This is a genomic window from Actinomadura sp. KC345 (assembly GCF_004348515.1).
Lineage (GTDB): Bacteria > Actinomycetota > Actinomycetes > Streptosporangiales > Streptosporangiaceae > Spirillospora.
Genome location: NZ_SMKH01000119.1, coordinates 1 through 21,544, shown reverse-complemented (window position 1 = coordinate 21,544; position 21,544 = coordinate 1). Strand labels below are relative to the sequence as shown.

Sequence of the window (21,544 nt, the reverse complement as noted above, 5' to 3'; positions counted from 1 at the left end):
CCCCCTGCCCGCTGCGCCGGCGGTAGCCGCCCCGCCGCCCCGGCCTGAGGCCGTGCTGACCGGCACGCCGCGGTCGTCGCCGTCCGGCCCGCGGTCGGTCGACCAGGTGCTGTCACCGGAGGCCGCGGCCCGTGTCGCGGCCGGGCTGGCCGGCAACACCACCCGCGCCTACACCCGGCACTGGGCCACCTTCACCCGCTGGTGCGAACTGACCGGCCGCACCCCGCTGCCGGCCACCCGCGAGACCCTCGCCGAATACGTCCACCACCTCGCCGGCAACACCACCACCCAGTACGGCACACCGCCGGCGCCGTCGACGGTCGACACCATGCTGAGCTGCGTGCAGGCCGCGCACAAACTCGCCGGCCTGGACTGCGACGCCCGGCTGGCCCGGACGGCGCTGCGCGCCTACCGGCAGGAACGCGTCACCCACCCCGACCCCAGGCTCCGCTACAAGCGGCGAAGAGCACCGGAGATCGACATCGCTGCGCTGCGCGCCATGATCGAGGCGATCGCCGTCGCGGTAACGGCGGGCGAACTGACGCCGTTGCGCGCCGAACGCGACCAGCTGATCCTGGTGCTCGGCTTCGCGATGATGGGCCGCCGCTCGGAGGTCGCCGCCCTCGACATCGCGGACCTGGACTTCAGCGAGCGCGGCTTGACCGTCACCATCCGCCTGTCCAAGACCGACCAGCAAGCGGCCGGAACCGAGGTGTTCCTCAAACGCGGCCGCCACGTCCGGACCTGCCCGGTGGAACTCGCCCGCACCTGGCTGCGCACCCTCGCCGGGCACGGCATCACCGATGGCCCACTGCTGCGGGGGATCGACCGGCACGGCAACCTGGCCGGGGCTGGCCGGTTCGCCGGACGGGGCTCGGGGCGCATGGACGACGAGACCCTCAACACCATCGTCCGGGACGCCGCCGTACGCGCCGAGCTCGACAACGCCGCGGCGTACACCTTCCACGGCCTGCGCGCCGGCGGCGCCACCAGCGCCGCCGAAGCCGGCGCCGCTCCCTCCACCATCCAGGAGCACGGACGCTGGAACAGCCTGTCGATGGTGTTCGTCTACTGGCGCCGGGGAACCGCCTGGGCCAACAACGCCCTGGACAACGTCGGACTCTAGATGTTGCGGGCCACGACGTTGATGACGTCTGGGTCAAGTCTCGCGGTGTCGGACTTCAGAGATCACCGCAGGATGGGTCGTGGTGCCTGCGTCGCGCTATTTCCACGCCGGACACCAAAGCCCGTGGGACAGCAACGTCTTCGGCTTCACCTCTCTGGCCAGCGCTCAGAACGACTATCCCGTTGAAGACCTGAGCGGGCTCTACTGGATCGGACCGGAGGGGCGATCGGCGCACCTGACCTACTTCAACCAGGAACGCGCGTGCATGTGCACCAGGTTCGACAACAGCCAGAAGTGGGGACCGGTCAAGGGCGCGCCGAAGCGGTGAAGAACGCCCGGGCCGAACGCGTCAAGGCCGACATCGAGTTCACCACCCGCGGCTACGGCTCCAGCAAGCCGATCGCCGACAACTCCACCGCGGCCGGGGCGGCCAGGAACCGGCGGGTGAGCGTGAGCATCCCCTGCGCCGACGACACCGCCGGCGGCGCACGCAGGACGCCAGGCGCCCCCGCCACCCCGACCGGGGGCAGCGGCAGGCCGATGAGCCAGTTCGCTGCGACGGCGACCACCCCCGAGGCACCCGCGGACAAGGCGAGGCTGAAGGGTGTGGGCCTGCAGCGGATCGCCGCGGGCACCGTGCTGCTGTCCTACCGGATGACCAATCTGCGCGACTCCACCGAACGCCTGGCCCCGTTCTGGCCCGCGCCCAGCCACACAGTCCTGAGCAGCCTCGGCGGCACCACCGTCACCGACGCGGCCACCAGCCGGATCTACCAGACCATGGTGGTCGACCGCCGGAGCGCCGTCGGGCCCGCGGCCGCCTGGGCGCACTGCGCGTGCAGCCTGACCAGCGCCGGGACCTCCTTCGTCCCCTACGGAAAGACCAGGACGCTGTATGCGCTGCTCCCCGTCCCCGAGACGGCCCCGGTCGTGGACGTGCACATCGGCACCGACGACAACCTGATATTCCGCAACGCCCAGATCAACTGACCAACAGCCTCACGACCGGCCAGGACACGACCACACCGACGCCGCTCCGCGCGGGACACCCATCGCCGACACGTGCGCCGGCCGGTCAACGGATTCCAGGGCGCACTTGCCGGAGGTGGCCCGGCTTCGCGTATTGCGACGACCATCGTGAGGAGAACGGCCTCCACCATCGCACCGCGAAGGTGAAGTTGATCGTGGGTGAACGCAGTGCGCGCCGACGGACCTTGAATAGCGGCTTTCCTCCGGTCCTCCGCCCGGGGGCGGGGTTCAGTCGTCGATCGCCTGGTAGGCGCCGGTCCAGAAGTCGCGGAACCAGGGCGGCGCCGCCGGGGAGGTCAGCTCACGCTGGGTCAGCAGGATGCCGATGAGGTCCTCGGACGGGTCGGTGTGGACGGATGTGCCGGTGCCTCCGGCCCAGCCGAAGCGGCCGGGGACGGCGGGCAGGTCGTCGCGGCGGGTGATGACGCCGACGCCCAGGCCCCAGCCGCTGTTGCCGTCGAAGAAGACGGCGTTGTCGCGCTTCTGCTGCTCGGTGAGCTGGTCGGTGGTCATCAGCTCGACCGACGGACGTGACAGCACGCGTCCTCCGGGGTGGCGGCCCTTGTTCAGCATCATGGTGCAGAAGGCCAGCAGGTCGTCGGCGGTGGACAGCAGCCCGGGGCCCCCGGCCCCGGACGGGAAGGCGGGCGGGCGGCCCCACCGGCCGCGGTCGTCGGCGAGGACGAGATCCCCGGTGGCGGGGTCGGGGCGGTAGGCGCCGGCCAGCCGGTCCAGCTTGCCGGCGGGGACGTGGAAGCCGGTGTCGGTCATCCCGAGCGGCTCGAAGAGGCGCTCCCTGAGCAGGTCCTCCAGCGGCTTCCCGGCGGCCCGGGCCATGAGGACGCCGAGGACGTCGGAGCCGGTGTCGTACATCCATCTGTCCCCCGGCTGGTGGACGAGCGGCAGTCCGCCGAGCCGTTTCATCCATGCGTCGGGCTCGATCGCGTGGCCGCCGGGGCCCGGGGAGACCCCGGCCTCGTCCATCGCCCGCTGGATCGGCGTCGCGCCGGGCGGCGCCATGACCGCGCCGATGCCGAGCCGGAACGTCAGCAGGTCCCGCACGGTGATCGGGCGGTGCGCGGGGACGGTGTCGTCCAGGGGCGCGTCGGGGCGGCGCAGGACCCGCCGCCCCGCCAGTTCGGGCAGCAGGCCGTCGACGGGGTCGTCGAGCCGCAGGCGGCACTCCTCCACCAGCGTCATCGCCGCCGCGGCCGTGATCTGCTTGGTGACCGACGCGATCCGGAAGATCGAGTCACGGCGCATCGGCGGGCCGCCGGCCTCGGCGGCGCCGAGCACCTCGGCGTGCACCTGGCCGCGCCGGGCCACCATGGCGACCAGCCCTGGGACGTCGCCGCCGTCGACATGCCGGGCCAGCGCCCCGCGCATCCGTCCGAGCCGCTCCACTGACAGGTTCATGATTCCTCCTCACCCATGGTGGACCGGGCGGGGACGCGCAACTCATCGCCGGCGTGCCGAGAGGCCGAGGCAGGGGATGAGGACGGCGGCGACGGCCAGGTGCATCGCGGCCAGGACCGCCATGCTCGCGGTGTCGGCGGCGCCGCCCAGCGGCCCGGGCATCGACAGCGCGAGGACCGCGGCGGCGGTGATCGTCCACACCCGTCCGGGGCGGCTGACGGTCCGCTCCAGCAGGGCGAGCAGCGCCCAGGCCGCCAGCCCGGCGGCCAGGGCGCCGGCGAGGACCGCGAAAGCCCCGACCTCCCGGACGGCGCCGCCGGTCTCGGCGGACAGGTCGTGCCCGGCGACCGGGCCGGTCAGCGTCCACAGGACGAGCGCGGCGGCCGCGCCGCCCGCGACGGACAGGATCCTGCGGGTGAGGTTCTCGTTCGGCATGTCCAGCTCCTTCGTCTCCGGTTCGTTCACGATCGCCAGCGTCGCCGCGGCGGCGCGTCCGCCGCATCGGGCGCGGGGCCAGGCCGGGTCCGACCGCAGTGGGAGCTGGTACCGACTTTGGTCGGTGCCGGCGCCGCGACGTGCGGAGCTAGCCTTTGGCCGGTGGAGGAGAAGACCTACGGCGCGGCGGACGCCGATCCCTGGCGGCGGCGCCGCGTCACCGGCGCGGCCTCGGTGTTCGCCGTGGTGGGGGCGCTGTTCGCGGTCACGGTCTGGGGCCGGCACGACGCCGGTGCCACCGGCGGGGCCCTGGCCCTGGACATCGCGGTCGGGGCGGCGGCCTGGGTGCTGTCGCCGCTGCTGCTGTGGCGCCCGGTCGCGGCGGGGCTGGTGCTCACCGCGCTGGCGGCGGTGTCGCCGGCCGCGACCGCGCCGGCGACCATCGCCGCGCTGCAGGTCGCGCAGCGCAGGCCGTTCCCCGCCGCCGCCGGGATCGGCGCGGCGGGCATCGCCGCCCACGCCGTCCAGGGGCTGTGGGAGCCGCGCGGCGGGATCTCGTTCGGCTGGTGGCTGCTGCTGATCACGGCCGCCTACGGCGCGCTGATCGGCTGGGGCGCGCTCGCGCGGGCGCGCCGCGCCCTGCTGGTCTCGCTCGGCGAACGCGCCCGCCGCGCCGAGGCCGAGCAGGGCCGCCGCGTGGCCGAGGCCCGCATGACCGAGCGGACGCGGATCGCGCGGGAGATGCACGATGTCCTCGCGCACCGGCTGTCCCTGCTGGCCACCTACGCTGGTGCGCTGGAGTACCGGCCGGACGCGCCGCCCGAGAAGCTCTCCGAGGCGGCCGGGGTGGTCCGCGCCGGGGTGCACCAGGCCCTCGACGAGCTCCGCGAGGTGATCCTGCTGCTGCGCACCGACGACGCCGGCGAGGACGGCCGCCCGCAGCCGGTGCTGGAGGACGTGCCGCGGCTGGTCGAGGAGTCCCGCGGCGCGGGCGGCGCGGTGGAGCTGCGCGACGAGGTCGCCGACCCCGGTGCGCTGCCCGCCGCGGCCGGGCGGACCGCGTACCGGGTCGTCCAGGAGGGCCTGACCAACGCCCGCAAGCACGCCGCGGGGCTTCCGGTCCGGGTGGCCCTGGAGGGCCGGCCCGGCGACCGGCTCGTGATCGAGATCCGCAACCCGCTGCCCGCCGATCCGGACGCGGGCCCCGCGGCGCCGGGCAGCGGGACGGGCCTGGTCGGGCTGACCGAGCGGGTGCGGCTGGCCGGCGGGCGCCTGGACCACGAGGCCGGCGCGGGAGAGTTCCGCCTGCGGGCCTGGCTACCATGGCCGGCGTGAACCGTCCCCTGCGCGTGCTGATCGTGGACGACGACGCGCTCGTCCGCGCGGGGCTGTCGATGATGCTGGACGGGGCCGGCGGCATCACGGTCGCCGCGGAGGCCGCCGACGGCGACGAGGTCCCGGCGGCCGCCGACGCGCACGCCCCGGACGTCGTGCTCATGGACCTGCGGATGCCGCGCGTGGACGGCATCACCGCGACCCGCAGGCTGCGGTCCCGGCCGAACCCGCCCGAGGTGATCGTGCTGACCACGTTCGACTCCGACGAGGACATCCTGCACGCGCTGCGCGCCGGCGCCGGCGGGTTCCTGCTGAAGGACACCCCGCCGGACCGGATCGTCCAGGCGGTCCGGCGGGTCGCGGCCGGGGAGCCGATCCTGTCCCCGGGGATCACCCGCAGGCTCATGGACCGCGCGGCCGTGGAGGCCGGCGCCTACCAGCGGGCCCGCGCGGCACTGGACGGCCTCAGCCCCCGCGAGCGCGAGGTGGTGCTGGCGATCGCCCGGGGACGGTCGAACGCCGAGATCGCCGCGGAGCTGTTCATGAGCGTGGCCACCGTCAAGGCCCACGTCTCCAGCGTCCTGACCAAGCTGGACATGGACAACCGCACCCAGATCGCCCTGCTGGCCCACGACGCCGGCCTCGTCTGACCCGCCCGGCAGACCGCCCCTCTCCGGCGGGCCGGGTGCGCGCGGATCAGGTGGTGAGGGTTCCGGTGCGGGCGGCGGTGGCGGCGGACGCGGCGGCGCGGTCGGCGGCGGCCTCGTCGACCGGCTCGCCGGTGACGAACACGCGGTAGTACAGGGGCGCGACGGCGATCCGGACGACCTCGGCGGCGTCGGTCCCGGCGGGCGCCTCGCCGCGCGCGACGGCGCGTTCGACGACGGCCGCGGACTGCTCGTGGCGCCGCGCGAAGAAGGCGTGCAGGGCGCGGGCGGCGCCGCCGCTCTGCCCGGCGGCCAGCACGAACGCGCGGGTCACCGGCCCCTGCCCGGGGTCGGTGAAGCCGGCCGCGACCAGCCGGGCGATCGCGCGCAGGTCGCCGGCGAGGGTGCCGGTGTCGGGGACCGGCCACGGCTCCGCGGCGGCGAGTTCCAGCGCGGCGGCGACGAGTCCTTCGGCGTCCCGCCACCGCCGGTAGACGGTGGTCTTGTGGACGCCGGAGCGGGCGGCGACGTTCTCGACGGTGAGCCCCTGGTACCCGTGCTCGGCCAGTTCGGCGAGCGTGGCCCGCCGGACGGCGTCGCTCACCCGCGCGGTGCGGCCGCCGGGGCGGGCGGTCCCGGGCCCCGGGGCGGTCATGCGCCGTGCCCGCGGTGTCGGCCGGACGGCCGGAGGTCGCTCACGAGCCGATCGTAACGCAACAGCAGTTGCGTTAACCTCGCCTCCGCGCGGAAACAGCAGTCGATGGACAGGGGGACGCTTTCATGACGCAGGGTTCGTACGCCACGATCAGGGAGTTCACGGTCTGCGGCCCCGACGGGGGCCCGTACGGCGTCACCGCGGGACCGGACGGCAGGCTGTGGTTCACGCTCGTCCACGAGGGCCGGGTGGGGACGATGACGCCGGACGGCCGCGTCACCCTCCATCCCCCCGACCCCGGCACCGGCGGCCCGATGATCATCACCCCCGGCCCGGACGGCGCGCTGTGGTTCACCGCCTTCCAGGGCGACGTGATCGGCCGGATCACCACCGGCGGCGAGACCGCGCGGTTCGCTGCCCCGCCGGGCGGCGGCCCGTGCGGCATCGCCGCCGGCCCCGACGGCGCCCTGTGGTTCACCCAGACGCACACCGGCCGCATCGCCCGCATCACCACCGGCGGCGACGTCACCGAGCACCCGCTGCCCGCCCCGGACGCGATGCCGTCGATGATCACGGCGGGCCCGGACGAGGCGATGTGGTTCACCCTCAACCAGGGCAACGCCATAGGCAGGATCACCACCGGCGGGGACGTGACCGTCCACCCGCTGCCCACCGAGGGCGCCGCGCCGGTCGGCATCACCGCCGGGCCCGACGGAGCGCTGTGGTTCACCGAGATCGGCACCGGCCACATCGGGCGGATCACCACCGACGGGAAGGTCACCGAGTTCCCCCTGCCCGACCCCGCCGCGCGCCCGCACGCCATCGTCCCCGGCCCCGGCGGCGACCTGTGGTTCACCGAGTGGGGCACCGCGCACATCGGCCGCATCACGCCCGACGGCCGCGTCGACGAGCACCCGCTGCCGACCACGGACTGCGAGCCGCACGGCATCGCGCTCGGCCCGGACGGCGCGCTGTGGGTGGCGCTGGAGACCGGGGCGCTGGCCCGCGTCGCCCCCGGCTGACCCGCGCTCCCCCGCGCCTCCGGGCGCCGGGCGCCCGAAAACCGGTTGGCATGATCGGCGGCGCCGACTACAACGGTCGGCATGCTGCGCAAGTACCCCCGGACCCGGCACATCGAGGGTTCCCGGCTCCAGCCGGGAGACCACGACCTCGCCTCGGTGCCGTTCACGGAGATCGCCGGACGGTACCTGGTGGTGGAGGAGAAACTCGACGGCGCCAACGCCGGCATCAGCTTCACCCCCGAAGGCGACCTGCGGCTGCAGAGCCGCGGCCACTACCTGGCGGGCGGGCCGCGCGAGCGCCAGTTCGGCCCGCTGAAGGCGTGGACCGCGTCCGTGCAGCACGTCCTCCGGGAACGGCTGCGGGACCGGTACATCCTGTACGGGGAGTGGCTGTACGCCAAGCACACCGTCTTCTACGACGCGCTGCCCCACTACTTCTGCGAGTTCGACGTCCTGGACCGGTCCGACGGGACGTTCCTGTCCACCGCGCGGCGCCGCGAGCTGCTCGAGGGCACGCCCGTGGTGCCGGTGCCGGTCCTGCACGAGGGGCCGCTGGCGGACGTGGCGGCGCTGACCGCGCTCGCCGGCCCGTCCACGTGCCGGACCCCGCGGTGGCGGGACGCGCTGCCGGCCGCGGCGCTCGCGGGCGGCGCCGACCCCGCCCGCGTCGCCGAGGAGACCGACGCCTCCGACGACATGGAGGGCCTCTACATCAAGGTGGAGGCGGGCGGAGAGACCGTCGGCCGCTACAAGTGGGTCCGGCCGAGCTTCCTGACCGCGATCCTGGACTCGGGCACCCACTGGCAGGACCGGCCCATCGTCGCCAACGGCCTCGCCGACCCGGAGGTGCTGTATGCGGGTGTTCGATGAGCTGTGCCCGGCGCCGCCGCACTGGACCGTCCCCTGGGAGGCGATCCGGGACGCGTTCGGCTGGGTCCGCGACCTGGCGGGAGTCCCGCAGGACGCGGTCTTCCACGGCGAAGGCGACGTCGAGGTCCACACCCGGATGGCGTGCGAGGCGCTGGCGTCGCTGCCGCAGTGGCGCTCCCGCCCCCGCGACGAGCGGGTGCGGCTGTTCACGGCCGTGCTGATGCACGACATCGCCAAGCCGCACTGCACCGCGGTCGACGACGGCGGCCGCATCACCGCGCGCGGCCACTCGCGGCGCGGTGACCTGATGGCGCGGCGGATCCTGTGGGAGATGGGCGCGCCGGTCGGCTGGCGCGAGCACGTCGCCGCGCTGATCCGCCACCACCAGGTGCCGTTCTGGGCGCTGGAGCGCCCCGACCTGCAGCAGATCGCGTTCCGCGTCAGCCTGCTGGCCCGCAACGACGACCTGGTGCTGCTGGCCTCCGCCGACATCCTCGGCCGGATCTGCCCCGACACCGAGGAGCTGCTGGAGAACGTCGCCCTGTACGGGGAGTACTGCGCCGAGCAGCACTGCCTGGACGGCCCGCGCGCGTTCCCGTCCGACCACGCCCGGTTCTGGTACTTCCGCAAACCCGGCCGCGACCCCGGCTACGCCGCCTACGACGACACGCGCCTCACCGCGACCGTCCTGTCCGGCCTGCCGGGCGCTGGGAAGGACCACTGGATCGCCGCGCACCGCCCGGACGTCCCGGTCGTCGGCCTCGACCGGCTCCGCGCCGAGATGGGCGTCTCCCCCGCCGGCGACCAGCGCGCCGTGGCCGCCGCCGCGTACGAGCTGGCCCGCGGGCACCTGCGCGCCGGGCGGTCGTTCGTGTGGAACGCCACCAACGTGTCCCGCACGCAGCGCGACCTGTGCACCGGGCTCATCGCCGGCTACCGGGGCCGGGTCGAGGTCGTCTCGCTGGAGGCGCCGCCGCGCGTGGTCCGCGACCGCAACCGCGGCCGCTCCTCGCCCGTCCCCGACGCGGTCGTCGACCGTCTCGTGCGCCGCTGGGAGCTCCCCGACCCGACCGAGGCCCACCGGGTCGACTGGCTCACCACCGGCTGACCCCGGACGGCCGGCCCGCCCGCGCCGCCGCCGGGCCGGCCGGTTACCCACGGTCCGGGCGCCGCCACGTTTAGCCCACGAGCAGGGGGAACTGCTGTAGCCAGGCTTCGACAACGCTAGGTGGAGGAGGCCGGAGGCTATGAGCATCGTGCGGCCGGCACGGGACGGCAGAACCGAGGCCGGAACCGAGCGCGTGCCCCAGGGCGACGACGTGACCAGGGGCACGGCCGAGGGCGTCGGCATGCACCGGCAGGACTACGGGCGCGCCCCCGAGTTCGGCGGCGCGGACCACGAGGCGGGAACGGGCGAGCTGGTCAAGCAGGCGACCCGGCAGCTGTCGGACCTGATGCGCGCCGAGCTGCGCCTGGCGGTGGCCGAGCTCAAGGACAAGGGCCGCCACGCCGGGACCGGCGCCGGGATGTTCGGCGGCGCCGCCCTCGTGGCGCTGTACGGGGTGGCCGTGCTGCTCGCGGCCGCGGTCGCCGCGATCGCGCTGGTGCTGCCGGTGTGGGCGGCGGCGCTCATCATCGGCGGGCTCCTCATGCTGGTCGCGGGCGTCCTGGCCCTGGCCGGACGCGCGCAGGCCAGGCGCGCCACACCGGCCAAGCCGGAACAGGCCATGGAGGGCGCCAAGCAGACCGTGGCCGAGCTCAAGGAGAGGGCGACGTACCGATGACCACGCAGGACAAGCCCCGGCAGACGCAGGGCTCCGGCTCCGCGACCGACGAGCTGCGCCACGAGGTCGACCGGGCGCGCCACGATCTGGGCGAGACGGTGGAGCAACTCGCCGCCAAGGCCGACGTGAAGGCCATGGCCAGGCAGAAGGCCGCCGACGCCAAGAGCAGGATGCGCGCGACCGCCGGCTCCGCGCGCGACGCGACCGCGCGGGCCAGGGAGTCCGGCGCCGGACGGCAGGCGATGCGCGGCGGCGCGGTCGCCGCGTCGGCGGGCGCGGTCGCGCTGGCGGCGGTGTGGATGCGCAGGCGCGGCTCCGCCAAGGCCCGGCTGCGGCGGGGCCGCATGCTGGAGCGTGCGCGCCGCCGCACGCCGGGCCGCATGGGGGGCCGCATGGGGGGCCGCATGGGGGGCCGCAACGCGCCCGTCCGGGTGGTGTTCCGCAGCGGCCAGAAGCGGCCCGTCCGGGTGCGGCGCTCCCGCAGGTGGCTGTGAGGGGGACCTGGCCATGTCCGCACCGGGCGGACCCACCGCTCTCCCCGCCGACTCCTGGAAGCAGGCGTTCAAGCGCACGATCCGCGAGTTCCAGCGCGACGATCTGACCTCGTGGGCCGCCGCGCTCACCTACTACGCCATCCTGTCGATCTTCCCCGCGATCCTGGTGGTGGTGTCCCTGGTCGGCATGGCCGGCCGGTCGGCCACCGACGACCTGATCGGCAGCGTCAGCGAGCTGGCGCCCGGCTCGGTCGGCGACCTGCTCGTCAGCTCGATCAGGAACCTGCAGGGCAGCGGCGGCGCCGGCGTGATCGCCCTGCTGAGCCTGGCCGGCGCGGTGTGGTCGGCGTCGGGGTACGTCGGGGCCTTCATGAAGGCCTCCAACGTCGTCTACGACATCCCCGAGGGCCGCCCGATCTGGAAGACGGTCCCGGTTCGGATCGCGGTGACGCTGCTGGCCCTGGTGGCGCTGGCGGCGTCGGTGGTCGCGGTGGTGGTGTCGGGCCCGCTGGCCCGCGAGATCGGCGACACGCTCGGGTTCGGGTCCCAGGCGGTCACCGTCTGGAACATCGCCAAGTGGCCGGTGCTGCTGCTGGTGATCAGCTCCCTGTTCTCGCTGCTGTACTGGGCCTCCCCCAACGCCAAGCGCGGCTTCCGGTGGGTCACGCCGGGCGGCCTGGTCGCGGTGGCGCTGTGGCTGGCGGCCTCGGGCCTGTTCGCGCTGTACGTCGCGAACTTCGCCTCCTACAACAAGACCTACGGCAGCATCGCCGGGATCATCATCTTCCTGGTGTGGCTGTGGATCACGAACCTGGCGATCCTGCTGGGCGCCGAGCTGAACGCCGAGCTGGAACGCGGCCGCGCCGTCTCCGCCGGCCGGCCCGCCGGCGAGGAGCCGTACGTGGAGTTCCGCGACACCCGCGCGTTCGACGAGGACCAGCGCCGCGAGACGGGCGCCGGCGCCCGCTCCGGCGGGGACGGCGAGGCCGCGGGGCGCCCGGACGGCGGCGCCAGCCGCGCCGCGCCCGAGACGCCGCGGGAGGCCCCGCCGGAGACGGCGGCGGGGCGGCGCGGTCGTCCCGGAGCGGGCAGCCGCTCCTAGGTACGCCTTCGGACCGCCCCGGAACCGTCCCCGGTCCCGGGGCGGTCCCGCGGGCGCCCGGGACCCCGGGGCCGTGCGCTCTCCCGGGGAATCACGGGTCGCGTACGGCCGAACACAGTGAATAGGATCATGGCATGCTCCGTCCGGCCTACCCGATCGAGACCGAGCGACTGACCCTGCGGCCGTTCCACGAGGACGATCTCGACGGGCTGTTCGCCTACCAGTCGCTGCCCGAGGTGGCGCGCTTCCTGTACTGGGAACCGCGGAACATGGAGGAGTCGCGGGCCTTCCTGAAGCAGAAGATGGGCGCGTCCACCGTGGAGAAGGAGGGCGACTGGCTCGTCCTGGCGGTGGTGTGGCGCGAGACCGGCGACCTGATCGGCGAGGTGAACCTGCAGTGGCGCAGCCGGGAGCACCGGCAGGGCGAGATCGGGTACATCTTCAACCCCGCCTTCCACGGCAGGGGGTTCGCCACCGAGGCCGCCGAGGTCGTCCTGCGGCTGGGTTTCGAGGAGCTGGACCTGCACCGCGTCGTGGGGCGCCTGGACGCCCGCAACACCGCGTCCGCGCGGGTGCTGGAGCGGCTCGGCATGCGCCGGGAGGCGCACCTGGTGGACAACGAGATCGTCAAGGGCGAGTGGTCCCAAGAGGTCATCTACGCGATGCTGCGGCGCGAGTGGGACGCCCGCCCCGCGACCTGAACCGGCCTTCGACCTGAACCGGCCGCCTCAGCGCGGGCCGGGGTCAGCGGGCGGACTGCTCGTCCAGGGAGCGGGCGAGGGCGCGGACGTGGCCGCGCAGTTCGCCGGGGCGGCGGATGACGAACGGGAAGCCGAGCCCGGCCAGCATCCGCGCCATCCCGTCGAGCCGCTCCGCCCGGGTGGTCATGACCACGCCCCCGTCGTCCTCGGTGAGGGTGGCGGTGGAGGCGGGGATGCGGCGGCGCGCCTCGGCGAGGTCGGTCTCCAGCAGCACCTCCACCTCGTGGGCGTAGGGGACGCGCGCGAGCGACCGGGTGACGTGCTGGACGGGGTCGACGCCGCCGGGGATCTCGTACCCGGCGGCGCCCGGCTCGGCGGACACGACCCGGTCGACGCGGAACGTGCGGACGTCGCCGCTGCGGTGGTCGTGGCCCGTGACATACCAGCGGCCGGAGTGGAACACCAGCCCGTAGGTGTCCAGGTCCCGTTCGGTCTCCTCCCCCTTCCACGAGCGGTAGCGCAGCCGGACGCGGCGCCGTTCGCGTGCGGCGGCGGCCAGGGTGAGGACGGCGCCGGTGTCGGGCGCGGCGGCGTCGCGGGCGGCGAGGGTGAACCCGAGCGTGTCCCGCAGCGCCTGGACGCGGTCGCGCAGCCCGGCGGGCAGGACGCGCTCGACCTTGGCCAGGGCGCTCTCGGTGGCCTGCCCGGGCAGCCCCATCCGGCGTCCGGCGAGCAGGCCCAGCACCACGGCGGTGGCCTCGTCGTCGGTGAGCATGAGCGGCGGCAGCCTGTAGCCGGGCATGAGGCGGTAGCCGCCGTGGCGGCCGCGGTCGGCGACGACGGGGACGCCGAGGTCCCCCAGCCGCGCGGCGTAGCGGCGGACGGTGCGCTCGTCCACGCCGAGGCGCCGCGCCAATTCCGCCCCGCCGATGCGGGGCCTGGCCTGGAGCAGTTCCAGCATCGCCAAGACGCGGGTCGTCGGGTGGGACGGCGGAGCGTGGGACACAGGTCACTCAATTCAACCGGGCGGATTCTGTCCGGTTTCCACCGTAGCGTGAGGTCGTACCCATCGAGAGAGGACGGCTGACATGGCGACGTTCGTACTGGTCCCCGGATACTGGCTCGGCGCCTGGGCGTGGGACGAGGTGGCGGCCGCGCTGCGCGAGGCGGGCCATGACGTCCACGCGATGACGCCGGCCGGGCAGGGCGAGCGGGCGCGGGAGGCCACGCCCGCAACCGGCGTCGGCACCCAGGTCGACGACCTCGTGCAGGTCATCGAGGACGGCGGCCTGGAGCGGGTCGTGCTCGTCGCGCACAGTGGCGCGAACATGGCGGCCACCGGGGCGGCCGACCGGATCCCCGGGCGGATCGCGCGGCTCGTCTACGTCGACACCGGGCCGATGCCGTCGGGCATGGCCGGCATCGACTTCCACGACCCGGAGGCGCGCGCGGAGCTGGAGAAGCAGGTCGCCGAGCAGGGCGGGGGGTGGCGGATCCCGGTGCCGCCGTTCGACCCGGAGGCCGACCCGGACAACCTCGCCGGGCTCACCGCCGGGCACCTCGCCGCCATGCGCGAGCGCGGCACCCCGCAGCCGTTCGGGACGGCGACGCAGGCGCTGACGCGTTCCGACCCGCTGCCGGCGACGCCGCGCACGCTGATCGCGAGCACGATCCCGCTCGCGGCGGTGAAGGAGATGGGCGAGCAGGGCCATCCGGTGTTCTCGGTGATGACGGGGCCCGGCTGGACCTACCGGGAGCTGCCGACCGGGCATTGGCCGATGTTCTCCCGGCCGCGCGACCTCGCCGCGCTGCTCGCCGAGGTCTCCGCCCTCCCTCCCGCCGGGGGACGGTGAACGCGCCGCGACCGCGTGCGGCCGTCGACCGCGGCCTTCCGCGGGCCGGGAAAGACTCACTTCTCCACAGCACCCCGCGGTTTTCTTGTCAAAGGTCCTTGTAGATCGTTCCCATGGAGGCGGGGAAACTCGGCGGAGTCGCGCGGCCGCGGGGGTCGGGCCAGGTACGCGAGGTGAGCAGATGAAACGCTCCGTCCGCCGTCGGTCACGCCGGGCTCCGTGGACGCGCTCGCTGGCGGCGGGTCCGGTCGCCGTCGTGCTCGTCGCCGGGGCCGGTGCGGCGGGTGGTGCGGGCACCGCGCACGCCGCGCACGCGCGGGTTCTGGCGGCGGCGCCGGCCGCGGCGGACACCGGGGCGCGCATCACCGCGGAGAAGAAGGTCGGCGCCAACGCGGTCGACATCACGATCGACTCCCCCTCGCTGGGCAAGTCGGTGAAGACGCGGATCCTGCTGCCCAAGAACTGGCGGCGGGGCTCGCAGGCGACGTGGCCGGTCCTGTACGCCTTCCACGGCGGGCAGGACGACTACTCGTCCTGGCCCAGGAACACCGACATCGAGGCGTGGGCGGCCGCGTACAACGTCATCGTCGTCATGCCCGAGGCCGAGAACGGCGGCTACGCCAACTGGTACAACTACGGCAAGGGCGGGACGCCCAAGTGGGAGACGTTCCACACCGCCGAGGTCCGCCAGCTGCTGGAGCGCAACTACGGGGCGGGCGCGATGCGCGCGGCGATCGGCAACTCCTCGGGCGGTCAGGGCGCCCTGACCTACGCGGCGCGGCACCCGGGGCTGTTCAAGTACGCGGCGTCGCTGAGCGGCATCGTGTCGATGCGGTCGCCGGGGATGCCCGCGCTGCTGATGTTCACCAACGCGAGCAACTGGCAGGACCCGTTCGCGATCTGGGGCATCCCGTGGGCCGACGACGCCAACTGGGCGGCGCACGACCCCCACGCTCTGGCGCCCAAGCTGCGCGGCACCGGCATCTTCTTCTCCTCCGGCTCGACCGGCCGGCCCGGTCCGGGCGACCCGGACGTGGCGCCGTGGGACGTCGGCCTGCTCAGCGAGATCGCGATCGGCGCGAACAACAAGGAGTTCAAGAAGCGGCTCGACGCGCTGGGCATCCCCTACACGGCGCACATCTACGGCGACGGCCGGCACAACTTCCCGGCGTGGATCCGGGAGACGAAGTTCATCTGGCCGACGCTGATGAGGTCGATCGGCGCCGAGAAGGCGTGACGCCCACCGGCCGGCCCCCGCGCTCCGGGCCGGCCGGTGGTCCCGGCCCGGTTCCGGGCGGCTGCGGCTGCCACCCGGAACCGGGCCCGGCGGTCAGCGGCGGTAGCCCAGGCCGTGCCCGAAGGGGTACAGCGCGGTGCCGGGCTCGTCGCGGACGGGGACGGTGACGGGCAGCCGCCCGCGCGGGTCCAGCTCGCCGAACAGCGTCCGGGCGGCCGACCGCAGCGCCTCGGCCGTGTAGGAGTAGGTGGCCAGGTAGGCGGGCACCTCGGGGAACCAGGCGATGTCGTAGGGGTCGCGGACGGCGATGACGACGACGGGGGTGCCGGTGGCGGCCAGGGCCTTGACGAGGTTCGTCTGCCCGGGCCCGTTGTGCCCGGGCTCGTCCTTGACGTCCCAGGCGCGGTTGGTGACGGCGACGACGAGGTCCTGGCCGCGCGCCGCGGCGGCGGCCTCGTCGATCTGCTCCTGGGACGGGCTGAGGCCGGTCTGCCGGATGGTGGTCCGCGCGCCGCGCCGGGCGATCTCGGTTCCGAGGGCCGCGGTCGTGGACACGCCCCATCCGGTGACCAGGACGTCGCGGGCGCCGGGCCGCAGCGGCAGGACGGGGGACCCGTCCGCGGCGGGGGCGTTCTTGACCAGGGTGGTGGTGCGGTCGGCGGCGCGCTGCGCGGCGGCCAGGTGCGGGGGCGTCCCCACCCGCTCGGCGACCTCGGCCTCGTCGGCGTAGGGGTCGCGGAACAGGCCGCGTTCGCGCTTGAGCCTCAGGATCCGGTACACCGAGGCGTCGATGCGCTCCTCGGTCAGCTCGCCGGACTCGACGGCGGCGACGACGGCGGCGAGCTGCCGGGGGAACACGCCGTTCCCGTCGTCGTCGGCGGGCGGTTTGAGGAGCACGTCGACGCCGGCCTTGAGGGCCAGGACGGGGACGCGCTCGTCGCCGTACTTGTCGCGGACCCCTTCCATGTCGAGCGCGTCGGTGACCACGACGCCGTCGTAGCCGAGCCGGTCGCGCAGGATGCCGGTGAGGATGGGCCGCGAGAGGGTTGCGGGGTCGCCGGAGGGGTCCAGCGACGGCACGACGATGTGCGCGGTCATGATCGAGTCGACGCCGGCGGCGATGGCGGCGCGGAACGGCGGCAGGTCGAGGCGCTCCCATTCCTCGCGGGTGTGGTCGATCTCGGGGACGCCGGTGTGGCTGTCGGTGACGGTGTCGCCGTGGCCGGGGAAGTGCTTGGCGGTGGCGGTGACGCCGCCGGACCGGTATCCGCGGATCTGGGCGGTGACCATGTCCGCGACGAGGCCGGGGTCGGAGCCGAAGGACCGGACGCCGATGACGGGGTTGGCGGGGTTGACGTTCACGTCGGCGTCGGGGGCGTAGTCCTGGTTGACGCCGATGGCGCGCAGTTCCCGTCCGGTGATGCGGGCCAGGGCGCGGGCGTCGCCGGTGCGGCGTCCGGCCGCCAGGGCCATCGCGCCGGGCGACTGGGTCGCGGGCGGCTGGACGCGGGCGACGATGCCGCCCTCCTGGTCGATGGCGATCGTGGCGGGGATGCCGTGGGGCGCGGCGGCCGCGGCGCGCTGGATGCCGTTGGAGAACGCCGCGAGCTGCTGCGGGTCCTGGACGTTCTCGCCGTAGTAGATGAACCCGCCGGGCCGGTAGCGGGCCATGACCCGCGCGGCGTTGTCGGCCCCGTACAGCCTGCGGTTGGCGGCGACCGCGGCGGGGTCGGCGGTGTCGGCGCCGGTGCCGTGGATCTGGAGGACGAACAGCTGCGCGGCCTTCTCCTCCAGCGTCATCGACCGCAGGATGCGCATCAGTGCCGGGTCCCCTCCGTGGCCGGTCCCGGGGCCGCTTCCGGGAGGTGCGGCCCGCGCGGCGGGCGAGGTCATGGCGGTGAGGCCGGTGACGGCGAGCGTGCCCGCGGTGAGGCCGGCGAGCCACCGGCGGCGGCGCGTTCGCGGACGGTACATGACGGCTCCCTCCGCCCCGGTCCCTGCCCGGTGATCAAGCTTCTCCTGGCACGCTAACCCCGGACCGCGGCGCCGTCCACGGCAATCCTCGACGACACGCGGGGCCGGGCGGCGCACCGCGCGGCCCCGGCGGGCTATCTCCGGCGCAGGTCATTTCCGGCGCGGATCATTTCCGGCGCAGCCACCGCCACCAGTGCGCGCCGGGCGGTTCGGGCGCGGTCAGCGGGTGCTCCTCGACGGCGTAGCGGCGGACGAAGGCGCCGGCGAACGCCTGGAGGCTGGCGCCGAGCGGGATGGCCAGCAGGACCCCGGCGGGCCCGGCGACGGCGGCGCCCGCCAGGATGAGCCCGAACGCGACGGCGGGGTGCATGTCCAGGGTGCGGGCGGTGATGCGGGGCTGCAGCAGGTAGTTCTCCAGCTGCTGGTAGGCGAGGATGAACAGCAGCATCCACAGCGCCGTCGAGGGCGCCGCGGTCAGCGCGATCAGGATGGGGACCGCGCCGGCCAGGTAGGTGCCGACGGCGGGGATGAACTGCGACACCACGCCGACCCACAGGGCCAGGACGGCGGCGTAGGGGACGCCGACCGCGGCCATGAAGGCGTAGTGCGCGATCCCGGAGACCAGGGCGAGCAGCCCGCGCGAGTAGATGTAGCCGCCGGTCTTGTCGACGGCGATCTCCCAGGCCCGCAGCACGTGCAGCTGGTGGCGGGGCGGCAGCAGGGAGCAGGCCGTCCGGCGCAGCTGCGGGCCCTCGGCGGACAGGTAGAAGGTGAACAGCAGCACGCCGAGGGCCTTGAACAGCACGCCGAACGCGGTGGCGCCGATCACCCACACGTTCGTCGCCAGGGACGACAGCTGCCCCGACAGGGCACCGGTGACGGTGGGGAGCCGCTGGAACAGGGTGTCCTGCGACAGGTTCGTCCCGAAGGTGTCGTTGACCCATCCGATGACCTGCTGGAGGTATCCGGGGAACCCGTCGACGAGGTTGGCGGCCTGGGTGGCCAGCAGCGACCCGATGCCGCTGAGGAACGCGCCGACCACGACCGCGATGGCCAGGAACATCAGGGCGGTGGCGGGGCCGCGCCTCCATCCGTGCCGGGCCAGCCGGTTCACCGCTGGTTCGATCGCGAACGCCAGGAACAGCGAGATCACCAGCAGGAGCAGCAGGTCCCGCAGCCGCTGCAGCAGCCACAGCGCCGCCATGAACGCCAGGACGACGGCGCCGGCGAGCACGAACGCCTTCGGCAGCCACGGCGGCATCCGGTGCGGGTCCCCCGCGGCCGGCGGCGCGGCGGGGGCGCCGGGCGGAGCGTCGGCGGGCCCCTCGGCGGAACCGTCGCCGGGCGTCTGCGGCATGCCCGCACGCTAGCCACGTCTCGCGGCCGGTTCCGGGCGTCCCGCCCCGGCCGGGGGCCGATCTTTGCCGAGATTTCAGCCCTCGCGGGCCCGGCGGCGGGCGCGGGCGGCGGGCCGGGCCGCCTCGGCTCAGGGAGGTCCCGCCAGGTCGGAGATCGCGCGGGCGGCGGCGACCTCGGCGAGGCCGGGCGGGCGCATCCGCCCGGCGGCGGTGAGCGCCTCGGCCTTCTCGACGTTGACCCGCGACCAGGGGCTGCCCTTGCGGCGGCGCGAGTACCGCTGGAGGTAGAAGTCCTCGTCGCAGGACTTGCGCTGGCTGTCGATCCAGCCGTTGCAGAGCGCGACGTCCAGCGCCTCCGCGATCGTGACCGAGGTGGCACCGGACCCCTTCTTGGCGATCTTCAGCCAGACGCCGCCTTCGGTGTCGTGATGCGCGACCAGCCACATCTCCCACTCTGCGGCGTCCGTGAAGTGCATCATCTCCCCAGGATGGCATTCGCCGCCGACATTCCGCCGGGCATGCCCCGACGGGCCCGGAACGCGGACACTCGCGGCACGGGGCGCGGGGCCGCGGTCGTCGTGGCCGGCTTCGCCGGGCCCGTAGGCTACGGCCGCGGACGTCGCGCGTCCGGGGCCGCGGCGGGCCGATCCGCGCGGCCGGCCGGGCGGTGCGGGGCTTCACCGAGGAGGAGCGGGATGGTCAGCGAGAACGCCGACAGGCTGGCAGTGCTCATCGACGCCGACAACGCCCAGCCCGGGATCGTCGAGGGGCTGCTGGCGGAGGTCGCCAAGTACGGCACCGCCCATGTCAAGCGCGCCTACGGCGACTGGACCGGGACGAGCCTGCGGGGCTGGAAGCAGCAGCTGCTCGACCAGTCGATCCAGCCCGTCCAGCAGTTCGCGTACACCAGGGGGAAGAACGCGACGGACGCGGCGATGGTGATCGACGCGATGGACCTGCTGTACTCCGACCGCTTCGACGGGTTCTGCCTGGTCTCCAGCGACAGCGACTTCACGCGGCTGGCGGCGCGGATCCGGGAGTCGGGCCTGACCGTGTACGGGTTCGGTGAGCGCAAGACGCCCAAGCCGTTCGTGGCGGCGTGCGACAAGTTCGTCTACATCGAGAACCTGGCCTACGACCAGGTGTCGGCCACGCCCGACGCCGGAGCGCCGTCGCCGCCGTCGCCCGCGGCGGCGCTCAAGCAGGACGCGGCGCTGGTGAACCTGCTCCGCAACGCCGTGGAGGGCGGCTCCGACGAGGACGGGTGGGCGCCGCTGGCGTCGGTGGGCAACATCATCACCAAGCAGCGGCCCGAGTTCGACTCCCGCAACTACGGCTACGCCAAGCTCAGCGAGCTGATCGCCGCGACGACGCTGTTCGTGCTGGACCGCCGCAGCCCCGGCGACGGGAAGCCCGGGATCATCTATGTCCGCGACAGGCGCCGCCAGGACAAGAGGCCCGGCTCGTAGCGGGCGGGCCCGCCGGCGGCGGGGGCCCGTGGCGCCGCCTCACTCTTATAAGTATTGCTTATGGAGATCAGAAGAACCATATCTTTGACTTCTGCCAGGGGGGTGCCGACGATGGTGGTGACAGCGATCGAGCACAGGGGGGACCCCATGACGGAGCATGAGAAGGCCATGCGGCCCGAGGACATCACGCGGTTGTTCGTGGAGCGGTCCAACGCCGGGGACGCGGCGGGTGTCGCGGCGCTTTACGAGAAGGACGCCGTGATGGCCTACCCGCCCGGTTCGCAGACGGTGGGGCGGGACGCGATCCGCGAGCTGTGGGAGAAGGTGCTGGCGGGGCGCCCGCGCTTCGAGGCGGAGGAGCCGCTGCCGACCCTGGTCGGCGGGGATCTGGCGCTGACCTCGACGCCGCCGAAGGACGGGGCGGGCGCCCGCGCCCAGGTCGTGCGGCGCCAGCCCGACGGGAGCTGGCTGCGGGTCCTGGACCAGCCGGAGTTCGTCTCGCCCCGGTAGGGCCCCGTCCAGGGAGCCGGTCGCGCGCTCGTCTCGCCCACCTTACCGCGGTGAGGCAGGATGCCCCGTATGGGTGAGGTTTTCACGCATCGGCTGCGGGTGCGGTACAGCGAGTGCGATCAGCAGGGCGTGGTGTTCAACGGCCACTACTTGTTCTTCTACGACGTGGCGCTGACGGAGATGTGGCGGGCGCTGATCGGCGAGTACGGGCAGATGGTGGAGGACGGCTACGACCTGGTGGTGGCGGAGGCGCGGATCCGGTACCGGGAGGGCGCCCGGTTCGACGAGCTGGTGGACGTGTCGATGCCGGTGGCGCATCTGGGTGTGACGAGCATGGTGGTGCGGCCGGTGTTCCGGGTGGGTGAGCGCCTCATCGCCGACGGGGAGGTGCGGCATGTGTTCGTCGATCCGGCGTCCGGGGCCAAGAGGGAGATGCCGCCTGAGGTGAGGTCGGCGCTGGAGCCCTTGCTGGACGTGCCCGGCCCCGACGGTGCCGCCGGGCCGGGTGGGGCGGGACAGGCGGCCGG

At 74.3% G+C, this 21,544-nt stretch carries 24 protein-coding genes; 17 read left to right on the top strand and 7 right to left on the bottom strand.

All coding sequences use genetic code 11. The features are described from left to right. The 3 genes from E1281_RS20520 to E1281_RS20510 form a co-directional block, all read left to right on the top strand. On the top strand, positions 1–1,126 hold a 1,126-nt coding region (locus tag E1281_RS20520), incomplete at its 5' end, for a tyrosine-type recombinase/integrase (protein WP_207943388.1). Between the two features lie 79 nt (positions 1,127–1,205). After that, positions 1,206–1,454, top strand: a complete 249-nt coding sequence (locus tag E1281_RS20515) for a hypothetical protein (protein WP_131880572.1) — start codon at positions 1,206–1,208, stop codon at positions 1,452–1,454. Next, positions 1,451–2,116 (top strand): hypothetical protein, encoded by a 666-nt coding sequence (locus tag E1281_RS20510; RefSeq protein ID WP_131880571.1) that lies wholly within the window; start codon positions 1,451–1,453, stop codon positions 2,114–2,116. Before E1281_RS20515 ends, E1281_RS20510 begins: the two co-directional genes overlap by 4 nt. 267 nt (positions 2,117–2,383) lie before the next feature. Here E1281_RS20510 and E1281_RS20505 read toward each other — a convergent pair whose 3' ends face one another. Together E1281_RS20505 and E1281_RS20500 are read right to left on the bottom strand one after the other, a co-directional pair. Beyond that, entirely contained in the window at positions 2,384–3,571 is a 1,188-nt protein-coding gene (locus E1281_RS20505; RefSeq protein ID WP_131880569.1) for a serine hydrolase domain-containing protein, read from the bottom strand. 42 nt (positions 3,572–3,613) lie between these two features. Continuing rightward, on the bottom strand, positions 3,614–4,036 hold the full coding sequence (locus E1281_RS20500) for a DUF6069 family protein (RefSeq protein ID WP_243717163.1): 423 nt from the start codon (positions 4,034–4,036) through the stop codon (positions 3,614–3,616). A 132-nt stretch (positions 4,037–4,168) separates the two neighbouring features. On the opposite strand from E1281_RS20500, the gene E1281_RS20495 reads away from it, so the two are divergent. Both E1281_RS20495 and E1281_RS20490 read left to right on the top strand, forming a co-directional pair. After that, entirely contained in the window at positions 4,169–5,341 is a 1,173-nt protein-coding gene (locus tag E1281_RS20495) for a histidine kinase (RefSeq protein WP_243717162.1), read from the top strand. Beyond that, on the top strand, positions 5,329–5,991 hold the full coding sequence (locus tag E1281_RS20490) for a response regulator transcription factor (protein WP_131880567.1): 663 nt from the start codon (positions 5,329–5,331) through the stop codon (positions 5,989–5,991). Before E1281_RS20495 ends, E1281_RS20490 begins: the two co-directional genes overlap by 13 nt. Positions 5,992–6,037: 46 nt before the next feature. Here the strand turns inward: E1281_RS20490 and E1281_RS20485 are convergent, their stop codons facing one another. After that, positions 6,038–6,643: a TetR/AcrR family transcriptional regulator gene (locus E1281_RS20485; protein ID WP_131880565.1), complete on the bottom strand. Its 606-nt coding sequence runs from the start codon at positions 6,641–6,643 to the stop codon at positions 6,038–6,040. A 125-nt stretch (positions 6,644–6,768) separates the two neighbouring features. Between E1281_RS20485 and E1281_RS20480 the strand changes: the two genes are divergently transcribed. The 7 genes from E1281_RS20480 to E1281_RS20450 all read left to right on the top strand — a co-directional run bounded on the left by E1281_RS20480 (position 6,769) and on the right by E1281_RS20450 (position 12,616). Beyond that, on the top strand, positions 6,769–7,665 hold the full coding sequence (locus tag E1281_RS20480) for a virginiamycin B lyase (protein WP_131880563.1): 897 nt from the start codon (positions 6,769–6,771) through the stop codon (positions 7,663–7,665). Between the two features lie 81 nt (positions 7,666–7,746). Next, positions 7,747–8,535: an RNA ligase family protein gene (locus E1281_RS20475; protein ID WP_131880561.1), complete on the top strand. Its 789-nt coding sequence runs from the start codon at positions 7,747–7,749 to the stop codon at positions 8,533–8,535. After that, positions 8,519–9,643, top strand: coding sequence for an AAA family ATPase (locus E1281_RS20470; RefSeq protein WP_131880559.1), 1,125 nt, complete (start codon positions 8,519–8,521; stop codon positions 9,641–9,643). Before E1281_RS20475 ends, E1281_RS20470 begins: the two co-directional genes overlap by 17 nt. 139 nt (positions 9,644–9,782) lie before the next feature. Beyond that, positions 9,783–10,319, top strand: coding sequence for a phage holin family protein (locus tag E1281_RS20465; protein ID WP_243717160.1), 537 nt, complete (start codon positions 9,783–9,785; stop codon positions 10,317–10,319). After that, on the top strand, positions 10,316–10,813 hold the full coding sequence (locus E1281_RS20460; RefSeq protein ID WP_131880558.1) for a DUF3618 domain-containing protein: 498 nt from the start codon (positions 10,316–10,318) through the stop codon (positions 10,811–10,813). The genes E1281_RS20465 and E1281_RS20460 overlap by 4 nt, the downstream gene beginning before the upstream one ends. 13 nt (positions 10,814–10,826) lie before the next feature. Further along, positions 10,827–11,915 (top strand): YihY/virulence factor BrkB family protein, encoded by a 1,089-nt coding sequence (locus E1281_RS20455; RefSeq protein WP_207943387.1) that lies wholly within the window; start codon positions 10,827–10,829, stop codon positions 11,913–11,915. Positions 11,916–12,049: 134 nt separating this feature from the next. Then, a complete protein-coding gene (locus E1281_RS20450) occupies positions 12,050–12,616 on the top strand; it encodes a GNAT family N-acetyltransferase (protein WP_131880556.1) in 567 nt (188 codons plus the stop codon). Between the two features lie 43 nt (positions 12,617–12,659). Here the strand turns inward: E1281_RS20450 and E1281_RS20445 are convergent, their stop codons facing one another. Next, positions 12,660–13,577, bottom strand: a complete 918-nt coding sequence (locus E1281_RS20445) for a YafY family protein (RefSeq protein WP_131880579.1) — start codon at positions 13,575–13,577, stop codon at positions 12,660–12,662. 127 nt (positions 13,578–13,704) lie between these two features. On the opposite strand from E1281_RS20445, the gene E1281_RS20440 reads away from it, so the two are divergent. Both E1281_RS20440 and E1281_RS20435 read left to right on the top strand, forming a co-directional pair. Then, positions 13,705–14,469 (top strand): alpha/beta hydrolase, encoded by a 765-nt coding sequence (locus E1281_RS20440; protein ID WP_131880554.1) that lies wholly within the window; start codon positions 13,705–13,707, stop codon positions 14,467–14,469. Between the two features lie 181 nt (positions 14,470–14,650). Then, a complete protein-coding gene (locus E1281_RS20435; protein ID WP_131880552.1) occupies positions 14,651–15,706 on the top strand; it encodes an alpha/beta hydrolase family protein in 1,056 nt (351 codons plus the stop codon). A 93-nt stretch (positions 15,707–15,799) separates the two neighbouring features. Here E1281_RS20435 and E1281_RS20430 read toward each other — a convergent pair whose 3' ends face one another. The 3 genes from E1281_RS20430 to E1281_RS20420 all read right to left on the bottom strand — a co-directional run bounded on the left by E1281_RS20430 (position 15,800) and on the right by E1281_RS20420 (position 19,517). Next, on the bottom strand, positions 15,800–17,680 hold the full coding sequence (locus tag E1281_RS20430) for a glycoside hydrolase family 3 protein (RefSeq protein ID WP_207943386.1): 1,881 nt from the start codon (positions 17,678–17,680) through the stop codon (positions 15,800–15,802). 166 nt (positions 17,681–17,846) lie between these two features. After that, a complete protein-coding gene (locus E1281_RS20425; protein ID WP_131880551.1) occupies positions 17,847–19,037 on the bottom strand; it encodes an AI-2E family transporter in 1,191 nt (396 codons plus the stop codon). 129 nt (positions 19,038–19,166) lie between these two features. Then, entirely contained in the window at positions 19,167–19,517 is a 351-nt protein-coding gene (locus tag E1281_RS20420) for a hypothetical protein (RefSeq protein WP_131880549.1), read from the bottom strand. Between the two features lie 216 nt (positions 19,518–19,733). On the opposite strand from E1281_RS20420, the gene E1281_RS20415 reads away from it, so the two are divergent. The 3 genes from E1281_RS20415 to E1281_RS20405 all read left to right on the top strand — a co-directional run. After that, positions 19,734–20,507 carry an NYN domain-containing protein gene (locus E1281_RS20415; RefSeq protein WP_131880547.1) on the top strand — a complete coding sequence of 258 codons (774 nt, stop codon included), beginning with the start codon at positions 19,734–19,736 and terminating at the stop codon, positions 20,505–20,507. Between the two features lie 147 nt (positions 20,508–20,654). After that, a complete protein-coding gene (locus tag E1281_RS20410) occupies positions 20,655–21,017 on the top strand; it encodes a nuclear transport factor 2 family protein (RefSeq protein WP_131880545.1) in 363 nt (120 codons plus the stop codon). Positions 21,018–21,086: 69 nt separating this feature from the next. Beyond that, a partial coding sequence (locus E1281_RS20405) for a thioesterase family protein (protein WP_165959019.1) occupies positions 21,087–21,544 on the top strand: 458 nt, incomplete at its 3' end.

What these genes read in the sequence shown, in the direction of transcription:
- E1281_RS20435 (WP_131880552.1), top strand. Translation starts at nt 14,651, where the DNA reads ATGAAACGCTCCGTCCGCCGTCGGTCACGCCGGGCTCCGTGGACGCGC.
- E1281_RS20475 (WP_131880561.1), top strand. Translation starts at nt 7,747, where the DNA reads ATGCTGCGCAAGTACCCCCGGACCCGGCACATCGAGGGTTCCCGGCTC.
- E1281_RS20440 (WP_131880554.1), top strand. Translation starts at nt 13,705, where the DNA reads ATGGCGACGTTCGTACTGGTCCCCGGATACTGGCTCGGCGCCTGGGCG.
- E1281_RS20430 (WP_207943386.1), bottom strand. Translation starts at nt 17,680, where the DNA reads ATGTACCGTCCGCGAACGCGCCGCCGCCGGTGGCTCGCCGGCCTCACC.
- E1281_RS20490 (WP_131880567.1), top strand. Translation starts at nt 5,329, where the DNA reads ATGGCCGGCGTGAACCGTCCCCTGCGCGTGCTGATCGTGGACGACGAC.
- E1281_RS20480 (WP_131880563.1), top strand. Translation starts at nt 6,769, where the DNA reads ATGACGCAGGGTTCGTACGCCACGATCAGGGAGTTCACGGTCTGCGGC.
- E1281_RS20455 (WP_207943387.1), top strand. Translation starts at nt 10,827, where the DNA reads ATGTCCGCACCGGGCGGACCCACCGCTCTCCCCGCCGACTCCTGGAAG.
- E1281_RS20420 (WP_131880549.1), bottom strand. Translation starts at nt 19,517, where the DNA reads ATGATGCACTTCACGGACGCCGCAGAGTGGGAGATGTGGCTGGTCGCG.
- E1281_RS20470 (WP_131880559.1), top strand. Translation starts at nt 8,519, where the DNA reads ATGCGGGTGTTCGATGAGCTGTGCCCGGCGCCGCCGCACTGGACCGTC.
- E1281_RS20415 (WP_131880547.1), top strand. Translation starts at nt 19,734, where the DNA reads ATGGTCAGCGAGAACGCCGACAGGCTGGCAGTGCTCATCGACGCCGAC.
- E1281_RS20425 (WP_131880551.1), bottom strand. Translation starts at nt 19,037, where the DNA reads ATGCCGCAGACGCCCGGCGACGGTTCCGCCGAGGGGCCCGCCGACGCT.
- E1281_RS20465 (WP_243717160.1), top strand. Translation starts at nt 9,783, where the DNA reads ATGAGCATCGTGCGGCCGGCACGGGACGGCAGAACCGAGGCCGGAACC.
- E1281_RS20485 (WP_131880565.1), bottom strand. Translation starts at nt 6,643, where the DNA reads ATGACCGCCCCGGGGCCCGGGACCGCCCGCCCCGGCGGCCGCACCGCG.
- E1281_RS20450 (WP_131880556.1), top strand. Translation starts at nt 12,050, where the DNA reads ATGCTCCGTCCGGCCTACCCGATCGAGACCGAGCGACTGACCCTGCGG.
- E1281_RS20445 (WP_131880579.1), bottom strand. Translation starts at nt 13,577, where the DNA reads ATGCTGGAACTGCTCCAGGCCAGGCCCCGCATCGGCGGGGCGGAATTG.
- E1281_RS20505 (WP_131880569.1), bottom strand. Translation starts at nt 3,571, where the DNA reads ATGAACCTGTCAGTGGAGCGGCTCGGACGGATGCGCGGGGCGCTGGCC.
- E1281_RS20410 (WP_131880545.1), top strand. Translation starts at nt 20,655, where the DNA reads ATGACGGAGCATGAGAAGGCCATGCGGCCCGAGGACATCACGCGGTTG.
- E1281_RS20460 (WP_131880558.1), top strand. Translation starts at nt 10,316, where the DNA reads ATGACCACGCAGGACAAGCCCCGGCAGACGCAGGGCTCCGGCTCCGCG.